The organism is Leptolyngbya sp. Heron Island J (assembly GCF_000482245.1).
Classification (GTDB): Bacteria; Cyanobacteriota; Cyanobacteriia; order Phormidesmidales; family Phormidesmidaceae; genus Leptothoe.
Genome location: NZ_AWNH01000075.1, coordinates 81698 through 97934 on the forward strand (window position 1 = coordinate 81698; position 16237 = coordinate 97934).

Below are 16237 nucleotides of genomic sequence, written 5' to 3' on the forward strand. Positions count from 1 at the left end.
GTAGCTTTACCATGTGGAGTAATTCATATCGACGTGATTCACTGTTCCTTAGGAGGCTAACATGCGGTCTATTCTCAGTGGTGTAGGTGTGATGGGTGTACTGCTAGGATTAGCTATGCCCGTATCAGCTGAGGTGCTGCTACAGGCCGGTGCAACAGAAACAAAATTAGTAACAGCTGAAACTCATCGATCCATTCGTCATCCGTTGACAGCTGAAGTGGGACAAACGATTGCGATTCGACTGAAACTGGCGAATAACAATCCCAGGATTGTTAGCCATGTAGCTGTTTACATTGCTGGAAAGTATACTCCTTTGGTGGTGGATAATCAGGTTAGCTATCGGACAGTGGACCCGTCGCAAAAATCACAAATTAGCCATCTTGTTGTTCTGACGTTACCTGGTGAACAAGTAGGGACTCAGATGAGCTATGAAATTGAACCTTTGTTTGACTATGAGGTTGAGTCTCTGTTTGATGTGGAAGCTGAGACCGTTGAGGCCGTGATCCCCTCAACTGTGCGCTATCGAATGACGGTAGAAACAGCAACAGTGGCGCAACGCCTGCTGCTAGAAGCCCAAGCACAGCGAACTCGTCAGGAGTATGAAAGCGCGATCTCAACCTATACCCGAGCCATTAATCTTAATCCTGAGATTGCTGACTTTTACGCCCAGCGGGGCAGTGCTTATTTAGCTCAGGCTGAAACAACCAGCGATATCTCCCACATCTACAATGCCATTGTTGCCGACTGGGAAATGGCGGCCCAGCTGTATGAACAAGTTGGCCATGGCTATCGTGCTAGCGCCCTACGAGCACAGCTCAAGCAGTTTAATAACTAGAGATAACTGGCGGCCCCAGAGCGCAAGCTCATCATCAGCATATCCTACTAACAACGTTGTTCAAGTCAAATCAGAGCCTGATTTTCTCGATGCAGAAAATCAGGCTTTGTGTGTGTGCTTTCTCTTTCTCCGTGCCTACCCTCTTTCGTCTTTCCTGCTTTTTTCCCTTTTCCCCTTTCCCTACTCACCTACAGCACGATACTATTCCCCATGCCCGCTAACCTCAGCCCCAACCGATGAAACAATCCATTATTCAAGTAGATGCCTTTACCGATCGTCCCTTTGGCGGTAATCCAGCTGCCGTGTGCGTTAGCCAATCGCCCCTTGAAGACGCCTTGATGCAGCAGATTGCAACGGAGATGAATCTGTCAGAAACAGCGTTTCTTTATGCCCTAGAAGGAGAAGGCAACTATAGCCTGCGGTGGTTTACACCCACAGCTGAAATCGATTTATGTGGCCATGCCACATTGGCCAGCGCCCATGTCCTATGGACTGAAGGATATCTGGCCACTGACATTACGGCCAAATTTCAGACAAAGAGCGGTGAGCTCCTGGCTGGCCGACGCGGTGAGCTAATTCAGCTGGACTTTCCAGTGCAGCCGGTGCACGATGCGCCGCTGCCTCCAACATTGATTGCTGCGATGAACCACGCTGACATTGTCCATGGATCACGCAATGATGTGAATTACTTGGTTGAGTTGCGATCGCCCCAAGCTGTTGCTAATCTTGCGCCCGATCTAAATAAGATCGCAAAGTTGCCCTCCCAGGGAGTGATTGTCACCAGTGTTGGCAACTCTCCCTATGACTTTGTTTCCCGTTATTTTGTCCCCGCCCTGGGTATCCCTGAAGACCCAGTTACTGGATCTTCCCATTGTTCATTAGGTCCGTACTGGCAAGCAAAACTCGGTAAAGATAAAATGATTGCATATCAGGCATCAGAACGCTCTGGTGTACTCCATATAGAATGCACACCAGAGCGAGTTTATATCAGTGGGCAGGCTGTAACGGTTCTGCGCGGTGAACTGTTGTTATAAGTTTAGTGAATTCGTATGTTGGAGCACATTGTCTTACTGTCCGTGATGCTGGCTGTTGATCTAAAGAACGTGAAACAGATTAGCGAAATAGAACAGTTACAGATAGAGCAGTTTTATCTGGATGCCTATGGCGTTCGTGATGACCTGTTTATGGGTCTGATCGATTTTGAGCAATGCGTCACCCAAGTCAGTAATTTAGACTTGCCCAAAACTGTTGTATCGTCCGCACAGCAGCATAACTTTAATGGGTATGGAGAGACTGGTTGGGCACCTGCTTTCTGCGACCAGGTAGCACTAAACTATCTGTTTTTTGCCGAAGAACCCAAGTTTGATCGCCACAATAATTAGATTGATTGTGTAGGTCAATTGTGGGCCAGCCATCAGGTATGTTGTACAATCAATACCCCGCGATTCTAATAGTCAGCATCACATTCAACGTTATGACTGCCCTCAGCGTTAACCTTAATAAAATTGCTCTTGTTCGTAATTCTCGGACGATTGGTATCCCCAGTGTTGTCCAAGCAGGAGAAATCTGTATCCAAGCAGGCGCATATGGTCTTACCGTACACCCCCGTCCTGATGAGCGCCATATCCGCCGCCACGATGTTTATGACTTAGCAGAGATGCTAACGGCGCATCCTAGGATTGAATTCAATATTGAAGGCAATCCGCTAGAAGCAGGCTTTATGGAAATTGTACGGGATATCAAACCAAATCAGGTAACCCTGGTTCCCGACGATCCTAATCAGTTCACATCTGATCACGGTTGGAATGTCTCAAAAGATGGTGAGAGCTTGGTGCCGATTATTCAAGAAATTCAAGGGCTGGGCGCACGGGTGAGTTTATTTATGGACCCCGATCCGGAACAAATTCGTCTGATCCCAAAATTGGGTGTGATGGCAGGAACAACAGAAACTCGTATTGAGTTATACACTGAACCCTATGCAACGGCGGCAAGAGAAGGTACCAAAGATGAGTTGGCAACCCTCCACACCAGTTATGCAGTAGCAGCTAAGGTGGCCAAAGACTGTGGTCTGGGGGTCAATGCAGGCCACGATTTAAATCTAGAAAACTTGCCTCAGTTTTTACGGATTCCGAATATTTTAGAAGTGTCCATCGGTCATGCGCTGACCGCAGATGCCTTGATTATGGGTCTAGGCAATGCGGTAACGGCCTATTTAGATGTGATTGCAAAAGCTAATCAGCAGTATTCCTAATTCACAGGAGCTAGGATGGAGCAGTCTGTTGCGCGACATTTTACTAATACCCCATGGGAAACAAAAGTTGGCTACTGCCGTTCCCTGCGGGTGGGTAACCAGATTTTTATATCGGGAACAGCTCCGGTGGATGATAGCGGAAATACGTTTGCGCCGGGGGATGGCTATGCCCAGACAAAACGGTGTTTTCAGATCATTCAGCAGACATTGCAGGCAATGGGCGCTGACCTGTCGAACATTGTGCGAACACGCATGTATGTCACCGATATTAGCCGTTGGGAAGACTATGGTCAGGCCCATCAAGAGTTTATGGGAGCTTATCCGCCTGTAACAGCCATGGTAGAGGTGAATAAACTGATTAATCCGGATATGCTGATTGAGATTGAGGTGGATGCCTTGATGTTTTAAAAGGCATGAATACAGGCTATATATCCATCATGGCCAAGCAGCTAAAGCTCTCTCAGCAAACCAAACACTGCCCATACAAACCAGCAGCACCGAGGCCCCGGCACGTAGGATTAACTCCCCTTGACGTTTTTGTATCAAGCTCATTCCATAAAATACTAATACTGCAATGGCAATTTGACCTAATTCTATACCCAGATTAAAGCTTGCTAAAGATAGCAGCAGATTACTTTGGGTTTGGGTCAGGTCGCTTAAAATGTTGGCAAATCCTAAGCCGTGGATCAGGCCAAACCCAAAGGTCAGCCAAGGCCGGTGGCTGATCTGTTTTCGCCACAGATTTTCGGCGGCTACGTAGACAATCGATAGGGCGATAACACTCTCTACCAGGGCGATTGGCAAGGTGACAATATTCAGGGCCGCAAGGGTGAGCGTGAGAGAATGGGCGATGGTAAATGCAGTAACAATTTTGATCAATTGAGATAGGTTGCCACCTGGCAAGAGCAAGGCAACTAAAAATAGGATGTGATCGTAGCCCGTGAAGATATGCTCTACACCCAGCTGGAGGAAACTAAGAAACTGTTGCTGCCAGGGGATTGTGTCTGCTATTTCTACAGTATTGTTTTCAGGGGTGAAAACGATATTCTGTGTACGGTTACCCTGGGTGATGGTAGCTAGAGCCTGTGCCTGGTCAAGTTCAGGAGAAAATAAATTATATTGAATGGTGAGTTTTTGTAGGGGCGTTGGCCACTTGTACCTTAATAAGAAGGTGCTATGGGTGATTTTGTCTTCAGGCTGCTGAGCTATGGCTGGCGTGAGGGTGAATTGTCCTGAGTCATTGGTTTGATTTTTTAAGGTGATGCCATTGCCGAATTGTTGTTCTAGTTGGGCACGGTGCTTTGCAGTTTCTGCTAAAGACAGTGTTTGATTGCCGTCGTCATCAGCAAAGTTGAGGAGTACTGTGGGCACTGTTAATGTGATTTGGACATCGGTGTCGGAGACAATGATGTCGGCTATGGTGAGGTCAGCCCAGTGGGCTTGGGCAGGTGCGATCGCAACATTGCCAAACCACAAACTAACCAATAATCCCAAAACACTGACCTGTAAAAAGCGAACAAAACGTTTCATATGAATCTCCTCGCAAGCATTAAGATTTCCAATCTGCTTACAGCTGTATACGTAAGCCAATACCTCATCCCCCTGGGAGGGGCAGCGGGGTAGGTTAATCAGCCAATCCCCAAATCTGCTGATCCCGCTCACTAAAAGTAGGATCTACCATCTGCGCAGCCTCAAAATACTCGCTAGCCGCAGCCGCATTTCCCAACTGCTGCTCGACTAGCCCACCACGATAAAAAATCACTGCATTTCGAGTCCCCTGTTCAAGTGCGGTTTTCAACGCCTGTTGCGCATCTTCCCAACGCCCCAATTGCGTTAGCACGCGGGCATAAGTATCCAAGGTCTCTGCATCCTGACGCACTTCTAAATCAGCTTCCATCAGCACCAGAGCTTCAGGCAGATCGGCGGTATCATCTCGGTCTAATAACAGTTGTGCTAAGGCACGACGATGCCCAAAAGTATCTAGATCCTGATGTTGTCTGAATTGGTCCTCAGCTTGTTGCCAAAGTTTTTGGGCTTCTGGTCGATTACCTTGAAGATTGGCGACTTGAGCCATCCCTTGCAGGGCTACATGGTCCCAAACATTGGAATACTCCTGAGAGGTAAATACTTGAGAATAGAGCCTTTTAGCCGCTCTGTAATGCCCTTGACGGGTTTCTAAGCTAGCCATATGGACCAGCGCCAGAGGATATCGAGGCAAAATCTCCAGGGCCTCTTGGTAAAGTTGTCGAGCCGTTTGGTAGTTTCCCCGACTGGCATAGAAGCGCCCCATGAGGGTCCGGGTCCAAGCAGAACTCCCTGCTTCCTGAGGTTCTTCTGCTTTGAGGGCAGCCTCAAAGTCTTTGATAGCTAAGGTATCTTGACCTTGAGCTACATGAACAAGGCCTCGGAGAGTGAGAGAACCCAGGGTAGGTATTTGCTGTACCAGAGTATCTGCGATGGTTTTAGCTTCGGTAAGATTTCCTATGCCCAGGTGGGCTGTGATCAGAATGGTTTGGGCTGGTTCAGAATAGGGTTGATTGGCAAGTACTTGATTGGCTAGGAGAATAGCACGATCAAAATCATGGCGAGCTTCAGCAACTTTGGCCTGAACAATTTGGGCTCCTTCGTTGTTGAAGGGAAGCTTTTGTAAGGACTGTTGGGCCGCTTGCTCGGCAAGAAGATACCAGTTAGCGTCGCCAGTGGCACGGGCGAGTTTTAGGTAAGTATTGGCCAGGGCCGCCTGGCTGAGAGCATCCTCTGGGGTTTGGCGAATACGATTTTTATGGAAGGCAAGCTCTTGTTCAAGCTGGCCAGTGATGTCAGTTTCATTTGGGGAAGAGAAGGGATAGTCGTAAGAGGGGGTGGTAAGGAGTGGTTTGAGTTGGTGAAAAGTAGTAGCGATGAGCAGTAAGCTAACGCCCCAAAGGAGCTGTCGACGGCGTTGGATAAAACGGAGGTTTAGAGTTATTAGCATGGGTCTTCTGTTGTGGTAGGGGTGCATCGTGGTGCGCCCTGTTCTTTCAAGAAGAAGAAAATTAGAGTTTGGGTGGTTAAAAGATAAACCTTTTCAAAATCCCTCTCCCCTGGGGAGAGGGATTTAGGGTGAGGGCTAATTAGGCAATGCCAAGTAAGGAAACGCAGGCTCTAACGGTTGATGGCCTTGTGCCGGATTTCCGGGTGTACCTTCATAAGACACGTTATCTGTCGTAATCGCACCGTTCGACAAAACACTCAGCGTAATATCGATGACGTCATCCTTGAGCATGCGGCCCCGCACTGGGCTACCCGCAGCATTTAAATCATTAGCGTAGCCGCTGGGGCCACTGGTATCAATCCGCATGACATCAGGTAAAAACGCCCCTAATAATGCGTCAGCACGCTCTTCACTATTACCGAGCGCCAGCAAGGTCTTCCTAGCTTCACCCACAATGGGGGCAGCGATATCAGCCGCAGGCTGTTGCCCAGCCAGGGCTGCGGCCTCGAAGTCAGGGCCAACGCTGTTTAGAGCATTGAGAAAGTCGTTAGTCAGGACAAGGCCTTCGTTAATGCCAGGACGAGCCAGACGTTCAACCTGAACATAGTTGCCATCGGCATCAGGAGTGGAGATTGTTGTCCAGATATCAAAGACGTCACTGTGGGTGCGCCCTTGCAATAACTGTTTAGGAATGCGGACGGCAATAGTATTAACGTTGTAGCCAGTCGTAAAATCAACAGCCTCACTAGGATCACGAAAACCTACCGCTGGTCCAATACCAGCAGCTCCCGCACGCACACGGAAAAACTGTTCAACATCAAAGAAGAATGCATCTTCTCGTAAGCCCGCAAAGATGCTCAGGGTTTCACTCCCTAGTCGAACATCTTTAACATTGGGCGAGTTATCCAATAAGGGAGTGGTAATTGCTTGGGCTTTCCTGGCTTTACCATTGCTGATAGCCGTGACAGTGACTTCCTGTTCCTGATTATTATTGGGGGTACCAAACTCAAAGCGTAGTGTCATATCTGGCTGGCCAGTGACTTTAGCGTCTTTATTAGCCACAGTGTCAATGTGAAACTCATAGCGGGCATTAGTACTGAAATAATATTGTTGCCGTGCTAAAGAGCGAGGATTGGTATTCATCACAAGGATGAGATCATCTTCAGAGGCGTTGGGATTTTGGTCTTTCTCTCTAAATGCATAAACGTCAGTAATATTGAGATTTCGACCCTTAATATCAACTTCTCCATCATCATGGTCAGAAGCGTTAATTAATGTAGCAGCGCCCCCTAGTGTAAGAGTGGTAGCCAGAAAGACACCACTGATTTTGAGCCAAGTTTGGCGTTTGGATAGCTGACCTAGAGTGGTTTGTAAAGACTTCAGCATGGTGCAAGTTCTCCTTTTGGGAAATGAATAAAATAGTGTTTGCGTTCAGCCCACGTTTAAGTTGAGATTGGTAGCTTTCTCTAGAGAAAACTGACAGTTCTGAGCGTGGGTTAGCTTTGAATTGCACGCATTTCAAAGCCAACCCAGTTGCTAAGGAGCATGGGCCATGACAACATATAAAAAGTCGTCAATACTGTCGGAGCAGAGGTTTTCTGCTCTTTTAGTTAGCAATGATTTTGTGCAATCTGGAAGGGTATACGCCAGGTCTGATGAAATGGATCTCTTGGGTGCAAAAAAAAGTTGGGCATTGCTGATCCTTGAGCTGGCTGTAGATGTAAGCAGTCGTTAAGTAGCAACGGTTCTAGACCGGTTCATCCCAAAAATCAGCAATTGCAAAAGTTGAAATAAATGGCAAAACTGCAATCTAAGGACGAGACTGAACTGATTAGGCGCATGGTACAAGGGGACCAAGCGGCTCTTAGTCAGCTTTATGATCGCTATGCCCGAGTTATGTATGGGTTAGCGTTCAAAATTCTTGGCTCGGTGGAAGAGGCTGAAGAAGTTGTCCTCGATGTATTTGCTAAAGCCTGGCGAACTGCAGCTCGTTACGATGCCAGTCGTAGTCGAGTTGATTCTTGGCTATTTTTAATGACCCGCAGTCGCTCATTAGATCGGTTGCGACAGCGACAGCGACAAACCAAAGTGGTAGAAGCAGCTAAGAATACAGCCCAGGTGAGTTCGTTTGATGTGCCTGATGATGTACTACTGATTACTGAACGACGCACGGTGGTGACTCAGGCTTTGGCTGAGCTACCCAATGAGCAACGTCTAGTGATTGAGTTAGCTTACTACAAAGGCTTTAGTCAATCGGAAATTGCTAAGCAAACGGGGTTAGCTTTGGGCACGGTTAAAACACGAATTCGCCTGGGATTGCGTAAGCTGAAACAAGCATTAGCGACAGATTAGAAAATTGTGCGATCCAATCTAAGATAGGCGGCGTATACCTATATAGCCGTATCCTAAACATATATTGATTCTTTAAATGCCGGGTTAGTATAAAAGCATGACATCTTCTGAGCCCTATAAAGATTCTGACCCTGCCGAGATGGCTGTGCTCTACGCCCTTGATGTGCTAGAGGCAGATGAGCGATCGCAGTTTGAACAGGCTCTATTGGATAGTGTAGAACTGGATCAGGCGGTGCGTGAGTTTGAAGAAACGGCAGCTGATTTAGCCTACGGTGCTCCGTCTGTGCCGATGGCAGCAAATTTGAAAGAGCGCTTATTTCAGCGGATTGCGGTTGAGCCTGTAGGACCTAGTTCGAACTTGGTGACACTGCTGGAGTTATCAATTGATGAGCTCAAGCAAAAAGCATCTGAGTTGGACTGGGCCTTGATGCCGGGGAACTCAGGGGCAGAAATTGCCACCTGGCAAACAGATGTTTCGTTTCGTGAAGTTGCCTTTTTTGTCCGTAAGGCCGAAGGTGGTCTATTCCCCAATCATGCCCATGCGAGTGGCGAGACTGTGTTGGTGTTAGAGGGTGATTTTGTTGTTGGTCAACAGGTACATCGTACTGGAGAGCGCATATCTTCTCCTGGGGATACGAGCCATCAACCGGCAACATTAACCGGTTGCTTACTATTCTGTGTGTCGTCGATGGACGATGACATTTTGCCTGTTTGAGACACCCCGCGATGTCGCAAAACTAACAAGCACCACTGTCCCTATAAGATAAGCCCCCTATAAGATAAGCCATTTGACATCGGGATGACTGAATTTGGAGCTAGCCTAACATCCCGCGTCCCCTGTCTCTACCATGCTTGCTTTACTACCCCCTTCCTTGTCCTAATCACTACCCAACAATTGATATATGCCAGTTCTTAATCTGCCGAGCTAGTATTAGAAACATGAACCCTCGTGAGTCCCACTTAAATGCTGACGCCATGGAGATGGCTGCCCTTTATGCCCTCGATGCGCTAGAGGCAGCTGAGCGTACGCGGTTTAAGCAGGATTTATTAGATAGTGTGGAACTAAATCAGGCCGTTCATGAGTTTCAAGAGACGGTCGCTACTTTAGCCTATGGTGTGCCCTCTGCTCCGATGTCGACGGACCTGAAAGAGCGTTTATGTCAGAGGATTGCCCAACAGCCTCTTGGAGCAAGTTCAGACTTATTACAGTTACTGGATTTGCCAATGACTGAACTCGTGCAAAAAGCAGCTGAGTTAAGCTGGTCTTTATTACCCGGCAAGTCGGGTGTGGAAGTGGCCACCTGGCAAACAGATGAAACGTGCCGGGAAGCAGCATTTTTTGCCCGGAAGAAGGGTAGTGGGCTGTTTCCAAATCATTACCATGCTAGTGGAGAAACTGTATTGGTTCTGACGGGGGACTTTGTTGTAGAGGGTCATGTGTATTATCCAGGTGAACGAATATCTGCACCTGGGCATACAAGCCATCAGCCAAAATCGCAAAATGGTTGCCTGTTACTATGTGTATCCTCAATGGATGATGATATTTTAGATACCTGAGCCTGAAAGGGTAAAGTTTATCTCTCTTGATCTTCATGCAATGGGTGTAGTGCTGACACATGGGGGCTACCTTGAGAAGGTTGATAGATGAATACCTGGCTTTTCACTGCCCGTCAACGCTTTACTTTATCTCAGACTAACGACTGGGATGACTACATGAGCTTCTCTGGCTTTATCCACATTACCGAACTGGTCACCCTAGACTATATTCTTTGCCCAGACCTCATCGAGGATCTCATTGACGAAGACTGGTCCCACAACGTCCGGGCAGATTATCGCATCACCTGGTTTACTGACCTCGCTTACCTCCGCCAGCGGGTTAACTGGCGCACAGGTCAAGATCAGCTGCTGGCCATCCTTGAGCAACCACAGCATATCCACGAAGTACCTCCTGCATTTGAGTTCTGTGGTTTTGATATTGTCGATGATGAAGACGGCAACAGTGTTTTAACAAACTGTGGCAGATTCCCTGAAATCTTTATTCCCTCAGAGGTCAATCAATTTGGACTGCTGTCAAACTTGGATCATGCCAATGTTATCGCTGCTCAGCTTCGTTCATCATTCCCAGATGAGCCTCATTGTCGTAATTGTCGTGTTTGGCAAATTGCTCGTGATATTGGGCCTTACAACTAAGTTGTACCGAAGGTGACCATAGAATTAGAGGCATTGCTGAAATAGAGACACATCCAAAACTTCTAGAGTGAACTATTCCAGAGACATAGCTGCAAAGTGTTTTCGTAACAAATTATGCACAAAGCGGTAACGACCTCCAGTTCTTTGGATGAACCTATTCGAGTTTTCACGACCAAACGCGAGCACCAGCACCTGCAGAATCCGAGACAGTTCGACCGGTTGTTGAATCACTTTCGCCAGCGGATTGAGGGAGTCTTCCATGAAGTCCAAAATACCGGAGCATTTGCTCAGAAAAACGACCTCGAGACTGTTTACCCATGTGGCAGTTAATACACATTCGAGCAAGTGACTGCCATTGCTGATTAGAATTCACATAAGGCGCAATAGCTATTTAACAATCTCAGAATATGAATCACTATGAATCACTACTTAGCCGTACATTGGAAGTTGGCCAGCAAGGTCCACAGTATCCTTGAATTAAATGAAAACAAGCTAAAAGACTATTGCCCTGCGGGGGTGGCAAGGGTAGACAAGTGGCATTCAGCTTCAGGTCAGACATGCATCTATCACCTTACCCAAAATCAGCGTGAAGATTTACTGAGCAAGTTCTGGTGGCACGACGAGGGTGCTGCTATAGCAATAACTGGCTTTCCGTGGCCTAAGAGCAGCGACTCAAAGGCTTTGGAAGCAAAAGAGTTTTTCACACGGCGATGTAACCAGGCAGCGTCATCCCTTTTTGGAGGTGAGTATTCTATGGTTCGCGGTATAGAGGATTCCCTCCAGGTTGAATCTACACTTGGAGGTACTCATCCCATCTATATGGCAGAAACAGACAGTTTTGTTGCCATTACAAACAGACAGTCTCTATTACTGGCAATTCCAGGAATCTCCACAGAAATCGATCCAAGCGCAATGCGCTGGCTTTGCTACCAGGGATATATCCAGGGTGGACTAAGTCCTTTCCAATGCATATCAATGATTCAGCCCGGTTCAAGAATCATAGTTCGTTCAGGTAAGGCTTCATGCGAATCGCCAACTTGGCAGGATTACTATGCTCCCGAGTTGGCTGAGCAAGCGCGCATAGAGCCCATTGCTGCGTTTAAACCGTTAGTCGAGGAGCTTTCTGGATATCTTGCGGCATGTCAGAAGCACTGGGGGCTGGGTTGGGACCTGCCGCTGAGTGGCGGAAAAGACAGCAGAGTAGTGCTAGGTCTGCTGAATGCTGGCGGCCAAGTCCCCAACATTGAGCAAAGTTTCACATCGGGCCCCCTCTATAGCCCCGATGTAATCTCAGCACAAAGATTAAGTGCATTTACGGGTCTTTATGATCGACATAAACTCCGCCGCCCTCCTTTGGTACTGCCGCAAACTACTCTTATCGGCCGGGTAACTACAGCCCTACGACTTACTGAGGGGCGACTATCCGTGTTCGATTTGGTTGGGCTGCCGCAAGCTATCCCGCGGATACATGTAACTGGCCATCAAAATGGGTTGCGTGATAGCTATTTTCGAAGCTGTTCGACAAGTAGCTTTCAGCATTTTGCATGTGATGTTTTGAAAACACACTTTCATGATCCTCTTGAATTACTAAGTCACAACCCAGGCACTGACTTTAAGCGGCAATACATCAAGATATTCGAGAAATATTTAGACGAAGGTGCTCCGCTAGACGTGCTTTCTGACCTATATATGGTTCGTGAGCGTAACGCCCACTGGGTAGGAATAATGTCAAATCACGCGGGATTGGGTGGCCCGACAGCCAACCCACTCGTAACTGATTCCGTTATACGAAGCGGTTTATCATTGACGCCTGAGCAGAGAAATCAGGAACTACTGCATTACGCGCTCTTGCGACTAAGCGCGCCACAATTGACTGGTATCCCTTTTGCTGATGACCAATGGTCTCATGAGCTACGTAAGTCTATGCGATCCATTGATCATGTTCCAGATGTCGCCCCATTTCGCTCACGGGCGGAATTTCCAAACGTCAGCAGCCCATACTTACCCAATCACAAAGTTGATCTTTACAATGCTGTTCGGCCGCTGATCTTACGAGACATCCTGCACAACAAGGATTACTACGGTGAATTTCTTGATCTGGATAGAGCCGAGAAAGTTTTCCGCTCATCGAACGCCCCGAATACCTATGAGTTAATATGTGGGCTCGGTGTTTTTACATCAGTATTGCTAAGACGATATGGTGCGTCGTTGTTCACAGCAGAGGGGTGCAAGTCTGCAACCGACGAGCTGACTGAAGCAGCAGCTTATTCGCCAAGCAAAGCAGGCGACTCAAGTCATGCAGCGCTTGAGCGGCATCGCGGGAGCCTTGTACGGCTAGAGGATCGTCTAGAGAGTGATTTCGGTACTCGACTAGCAGTACAAAGGGCTTTTACATTGGCTGAAATTGGAAGCGATGTCGCCCTAGAGAGCATGATCGCGGATTGTGTTGTCGAGCGACAACGTTTTGAGGGTAGTGAGTCGGTATTTGACTCACGCGCTAAACCGATCGATCAATCAAATACAAATACAGTTACTTATTCTACCCAAGCCGCAACAGTATGGGATTTATCGATTCGTGAGTTGTTAGTCAGAGCAAGAAGCAAAGGCTTTGTTCGCACTTGCACGTCTGCAATAAGGCACGTCGCAAAGGCATTGTTTTTTGGCCTCAAACGATAGTACCTTTGCATGCTAGTTTATCGTCGGTGACTGTAAAGTTTTCATCCCTTGTTGTGTGAAATACGAGAATAGTCCGCTTTTGTGCTCGTTGTCTGAGTACAGATGAATCGGGGCTATGACCGCTCTTGGCACGTTTCTGCCGTCCTCGACAATTGACGGGACTCCAACAAAACCCTAATTTAAGGGGTGCTGCTCCGACAGCACCCCTGCTCGCTTGGCGAGGGCAACCTCTTGCGTTTTGCATTGCACGCGATGTAGAGCCCATGGTGTGGTAGGTACCTGGATTAGTTTTATTGCCACTTCAAATATTGTTCCAGTGCGTCTAGTCGCTGCCCATCTTCCGTATTCAATTTGAGGTAAGGACTGCATGAACATACTTGACTCAAGCCATCTCGCATGGCAATTGCAATCTCGTTTTGACGCTCCCTGCTAAGGGTCTTAAACCCTGGGCCAATAGTGATATTTACTGTAGTGGAGAGTTTTCGCTGAGTGATTTTTGTGACTAATTGCTGGTCAGGGTCTAATTCGATCATCATATTATCAAACTCTTGCAGTTCACTAGGAGTTAATGGCAGATCTGGAATCGTTGTAGCAGTGGGTAATGCTGGCTCAGTGCTCACTGATGATGAAGGCTCAAGCTTCGCCAAAGTTGTTGGGGTGTTAACTGAACGTGTGTCGTTACAGCTACTGTTAATAACAACAATAATTCCTAGTAAAGAAAAGACAATTTTTTTCCTGATCCCTGCTAAGTTTGTATCGGGTTCATATTCACACCTTTTGACCACAACTAATTTCCAATTCACTCCTTTGTAATCCAGTAGGAGATTCTTAGGATCAGAGTAATTTAGTTCATGCTATTGAACTTTTCACGTTAGCCAAAGGTGGGCTTTACATTCTTTAAGTAGGCTTAAAAGCCAAGGTTGCACTGTTTAATTGTTTCTAACAAGACTTTTCTAATTGTTGAGTTGTTCTGAGAGTTTTATGTCATACATGGAGAGTTGCTTCATGTATGACATGGTCCCCAACCCCTGGCAGGTTTACGGGAGAGAATAGCAACGGTTGTCTCGTGAGGCTGAGTCATCATGTGATCGAAACTCTTGTTATTACTCAGTGTGAACTGCTGTCAAATTGAGCACATACCAATACCGTAGTTGTATAAATTCGTGCTGAATTTCACAATCAGCTACACTGTTGCAACTGCAGGATCGGGCAAATTAGCCGTGATATCAAAGTTAATTGTTGGTGATTCAGCGTTACAGTAGTAAAACTGGACAGGTTACCTATGTATAAGGAAACGTTCATCGGTATAGTTATTTTACGAATAGCGGTTCTTACAGCGGTGCACAAGTTTTCTTCCAAAATTCCGTATGTAAAATGTAAAGCTTAATGTATCTTCATAAACCGGCTCCTGCGTCTACTACCGCTTGACTGAAGGTTTAAGTAAGTAGTGTTCTTCCAGCTCTATTATGAAGTCCCCCACTGTTTTAATTCCATTGCTGGCGCTAGCTGGTGTTGCCGCTACTGCTGAAAATGCTGATGCTGCGATCGCAGATCTAGACATCTCAGACGACTTAAAAGAGGCGATTTGTCATCAAAACTGGTACAAAGCCATTGAAGTATCCAGTGCTCTAATCACATCTCCAGACATTACCCCTGAGCACCGTCAAACATTGCTTGGGTTACGGCATAACTTTTATGCTTATGTAAAAGGAGATGACGTTAAATCTGATGACCTTGCTGATTGTCCAGGGATGCAGCCCTTAAATCAGCAAGCACAGCTTTATAAAGGTCCCATGCCCCGATTCTCCAATAGCAGCACTACTAATACCAATCAGGCACCTGTATCGGTCTCAACTGAAATGCCATCCTATCGAACCAGTACATCTACTAATGTATGGGCAGTGGGCGCTCGTGTCGAAGGAAATAGTATTAAAGGCACTCTCTTAAATAATGGTCTGACAACTGCCAAAAATGTCATCCTCACTGTACGGTCTCAGCAAGATGATCAATCAGAAGCTATTAAAACAGTTGTTATCAATACGCTGAAGCCATGGAGTGAAACTGAATTTGTTGCTACGTTTAACCATGCGCCTGGTAATTGGATGATTGAGCGTATTGAAATAAACTAATATTTAGCGGTAGCTTAGAGTGTTGGGTGGCTAATTATAGATGGCCTGTTGTAAGTGAATGGACAAAACTATCCATCAATCCGGGCTATTTCCATAGGAAACGCTCCGCGCACGAGGTTCGGTTGAACGGTTCGGCTGAGCTCACCGTCGAAGCCTCACCGTCGAAGCCTCAGCCCTCATTTCTCTAACATCGCTGGTTGAGCGGAGTCGAAACCAGTGGTGTTAGGGACGTTTACTTTCGGCTATCTACTACTTAATACTCTCAATTGCCAACCTGCATTTGTCGTTGATCGTCTGTTCTCAGGTTTGGGATGCGCCTATGCTTGAGAACAAGTGCTGGTCTGAGCAGAGTGATGTTTTTATACCAATTCTCTATATACCAGCTACAGATAAAGTCTCTAGTATGGACGCTCGTCCAGTAATGGAGGCAATCGTATCGTTGGTTAAGGCAACTAATTGTTCTCGAATAAGCGCTCGGAGTTCATCTAAGGTTTTCGGTCGTGTCCACCGCAACCGTTTTTTGAGGTATTGCCAGACTTGCTCAATCGGATTGCATTCAGGCGAGTGAGCCGGTTGAAACATTAGAATCAGGTTGTCCGGCACCGTGAGTCGTTTGGCCTTGTGCCATCCGGCTTGGTCCACTTGGATAATCAAAATACTGTCGGCATATTCCTTGGCCACGAGCTTAAGAAAGCACTCAAAACAGTCGGTGTTGCAATGAGTGAACTCATAGAAAAAGTGCTCTCCGGTCGCCGGTTCAACCACCCCGTACAAGTAGGTGGCTTTGAACGTCCAATGCACGTTACCCACCGGCTTGACGCCACGGGCCG

At 47.0% G+C, this 16237-nt stretch carries 18 protein-coding genes; 12 read left to right on the forward strand and 6 right to left on the reverse strand.

Annotated features, from left to right (window positions below):
- Positions 1-61: 61 nt before the first annotated feature.
- The 5 genes from N836_RS61050 to N836_RS61070 all read left to right on the forward strand — a co-directional run bounded on the left by N836_RS61050 (position 62) and on the right by N836_RS61070 (position 3494).
- A complete protein-coding gene (locus N836_RS61050; protein ID WP_023074684.1) occupies positions 62-835 on the forward strand; it encodes a tetratricopeptide repeat protein in 774 nt (257 codons plus the stop codon).
- A 236-nt stretch (positions 836-1071) separates the two neighbouring features.
- On the forward strand, positions 1072-1869 hold the full coding sequence (locus N836_RS61055; protein WP_023074685.1) for a PhzF family phenazine biosynthesis protein: 798 nt from the start codon (positions 1072-1074) through the stop codon (positions 1867-1869).
- Between the two features lie 15 nt (positions 1870-1884).
- Positions 1885-2217 (forward strand): hypothetical protein, encoded by a 333-nt coding sequence (locus N836_RS61060; RefSeq protein WP_023074686.1) that lies wholly within the window; start codon positions 1885-1887, stop codon positions 2215-2217.
- Between the two features lie 92 nt (positions 2218-2309).
- Positions 2310-3086 (forward strand): pyridoxine 5'-phosphate synthase, encoded by a 777-nt coding sequence (locus tag N836_RS61065; RefSeq protein WP_023074687.1) that lies wholly within the window; start codon positions 2310-2312, stop codon positions 3084-3086.
- 15 nt (positions 3087-3101) lie between these two features.
- Positions 3102-3494 (forward strand): RidA family protein, encoded by a 393-nt coding sequence (locus tag N836_RS61070; protein ID WP_023074688.1) that lies wholly within the window; start codon positions 3102-3104, stop codon positions 3492-3494.
- A 27-nt stretch (positions 3495-3521) separates the two neighbouring features.
- Here the strand turns inward: N836_RS61070 and N836_RS73660 are convergent, their stop codons facing one another.
- From N836_RS73660 to N836_RS61080, 3 genes are all read right to left on the reverse strand, one after another.
- Positions 3522-4616, reverse strand: a complete 1095-nt coding sequence (locus tag N836_RS73660; RefSeq protein ID WP_023074689.1) for a HupE/UreJ family protein — start codon at positions 4614-4616, stop codon at positions 3522-3524.
- Between the two features lie 94 nt (positions 4617-4710).
- Positions 4711-6060, reverse strand: a complete 1350-nt coding sequence (locus tag N836_RS61075; RefSeq protein WP_023074690.1) for a tetratricopeptide repeat protein — start codon at positions 6058-6060, stop codon at positions 4711-4713.
- Positions 6061-6195: 135 nt separating this feature from the next.
- Complete coding sequence (locus tag N836_RS61080) at positions 6196-7446, reverse strand: DUF4331 domain-containing protein (RefSeq protein ID WP_023074691.1); 1251 nt, start codon at positions 7444-7446, stop codon at positions 6196-6198.
- Positions 7447-7612: 166 nt separating this feature from the next.
- Between N836_RS61080 and N836_RS76050 the strand changes: the two genes are divergently transcribed.
- The 5 genes from N836_RS76050 to N836_RS61100 all read left to right on the forward strand — a co-directional run bounded on the left by N836_RS76050 (position 7613) and on the right by N836_RS61100 (position 10602).
- Positions 7613-7795, forward strand: a complete 183-nt coding sequence (locus tag N836_RS76050; RefSeq protein WP_023074692.1) for a hypothetical protein — start codon at positions 7613-7615, stop codon at positions 7793-7795.
- 59 nt (positions 7796-7854) lie between these two features.
- A complete protein-coding gene (locus tag N836_RS61085; protein ID WP_023074693.1) occupies positions 7855-8412 on the forward strand; it encodes a sigma-70 family RNA polymerase sigma factor in 558 nt (185 codons plus the stop codon).
- A gap of 97 nt (positions 8413-8509) precedes the next feature.
- Entirely contained in the window at positions 8510-9127 is a 618-nt protein-coding gene (locus N836_RS61090; protein ID WP_023074694.1) for a cupin domain-containing protein, read from the forward strand.
- A gap of 224 nt (positions 9128-9351) precedes the next feature.
- Positions 9352-9969, forward strand: coding sequence for a cupin domain-containing protein (locus N836_RS61095; RefSeq protein WP_023074695.1), 618 nt, complete (start codon positions 9352-9354; stop codon positions 9967-9969).
- A gap of 87 nt (positions 9970-10056) precedes the next feature.
- Positions 10057-10602, forward strand: coding sequence for a hypothetical protein (locus N836_RS61100; protein ID WP_023074696.1), 546 nt, complete (start codon positions 10057-10059; stop codon positions 10600-10602).
- Positions 10603-10674: 72 nt separating this feature from the next.
- On the opposite strand, the gene N836_RS76690 is transcribed toward N836_RS61100, so the two are convergent.
- Positions 10675-10863 (reverse strand): hypothetical protein, encoded by a 189-nt coding sequence (locus tag N836_RS76690; protein ID WP_023074697.1) that lies wholly within the window; start codon positions 10861-10863, stop codon positions 10675-10677.
- 156 nt (positions 10864-11019) lie between these two features.
- Between N836_RS76690 and N836_RS61110 the strand changes: the two genes are divergently transcribed.
- On the forward strand, positions 11020-13278 hold the full coding sequence (locus tag N836_RS61110; protein ID WP_023074698.1) for an asparagine synthase: 2259 nt from the start codon (positions 11020-11022) through the stop codon (positions 13276-13278).
- A gap of 290 nt (positions 13279-13568) precedes the next feature.
- Here the strand turns inward: N836_RS61110 and N836_RS0138880 are convergent, their stop codons facing one another.
- Positions 13569-14081: a hypothetical protein gene (locus N836_RS0138880; protein ID WP_031293523.1), complete on the reverse strand. Its 513-nt coding sequence runs from the start codon at positions 14079-14081 to the stop codon at positions 13569-13571.
- 663 nt (positions 14082-14744) lie between these two features.
- Here N836_RS0138880 and N836_RS61115 point away from each other — a divergent pair.
- Complete coding sequence (locus tag N836_RS61115; protein ID WP_023074700.1) at positions 14745-15407, forward strand: hypothetical protein; 663 nt, start codon at positions 14745-14747, stop codon at positions 15405-15407.
- Between the two features lie 372 nt (positions 15408-15779).
- On the opposite strand, the gene N836_RS61120 is transcribed toward N836_RS61115, so the two are convergent.
- The coding region (locus N836_RS61120) for an IS630 family transposase (RefSeq protein WP_023074701.1) at positions 15780-16237 on the reverse strand (458 nt) is incomplete at its 5' end.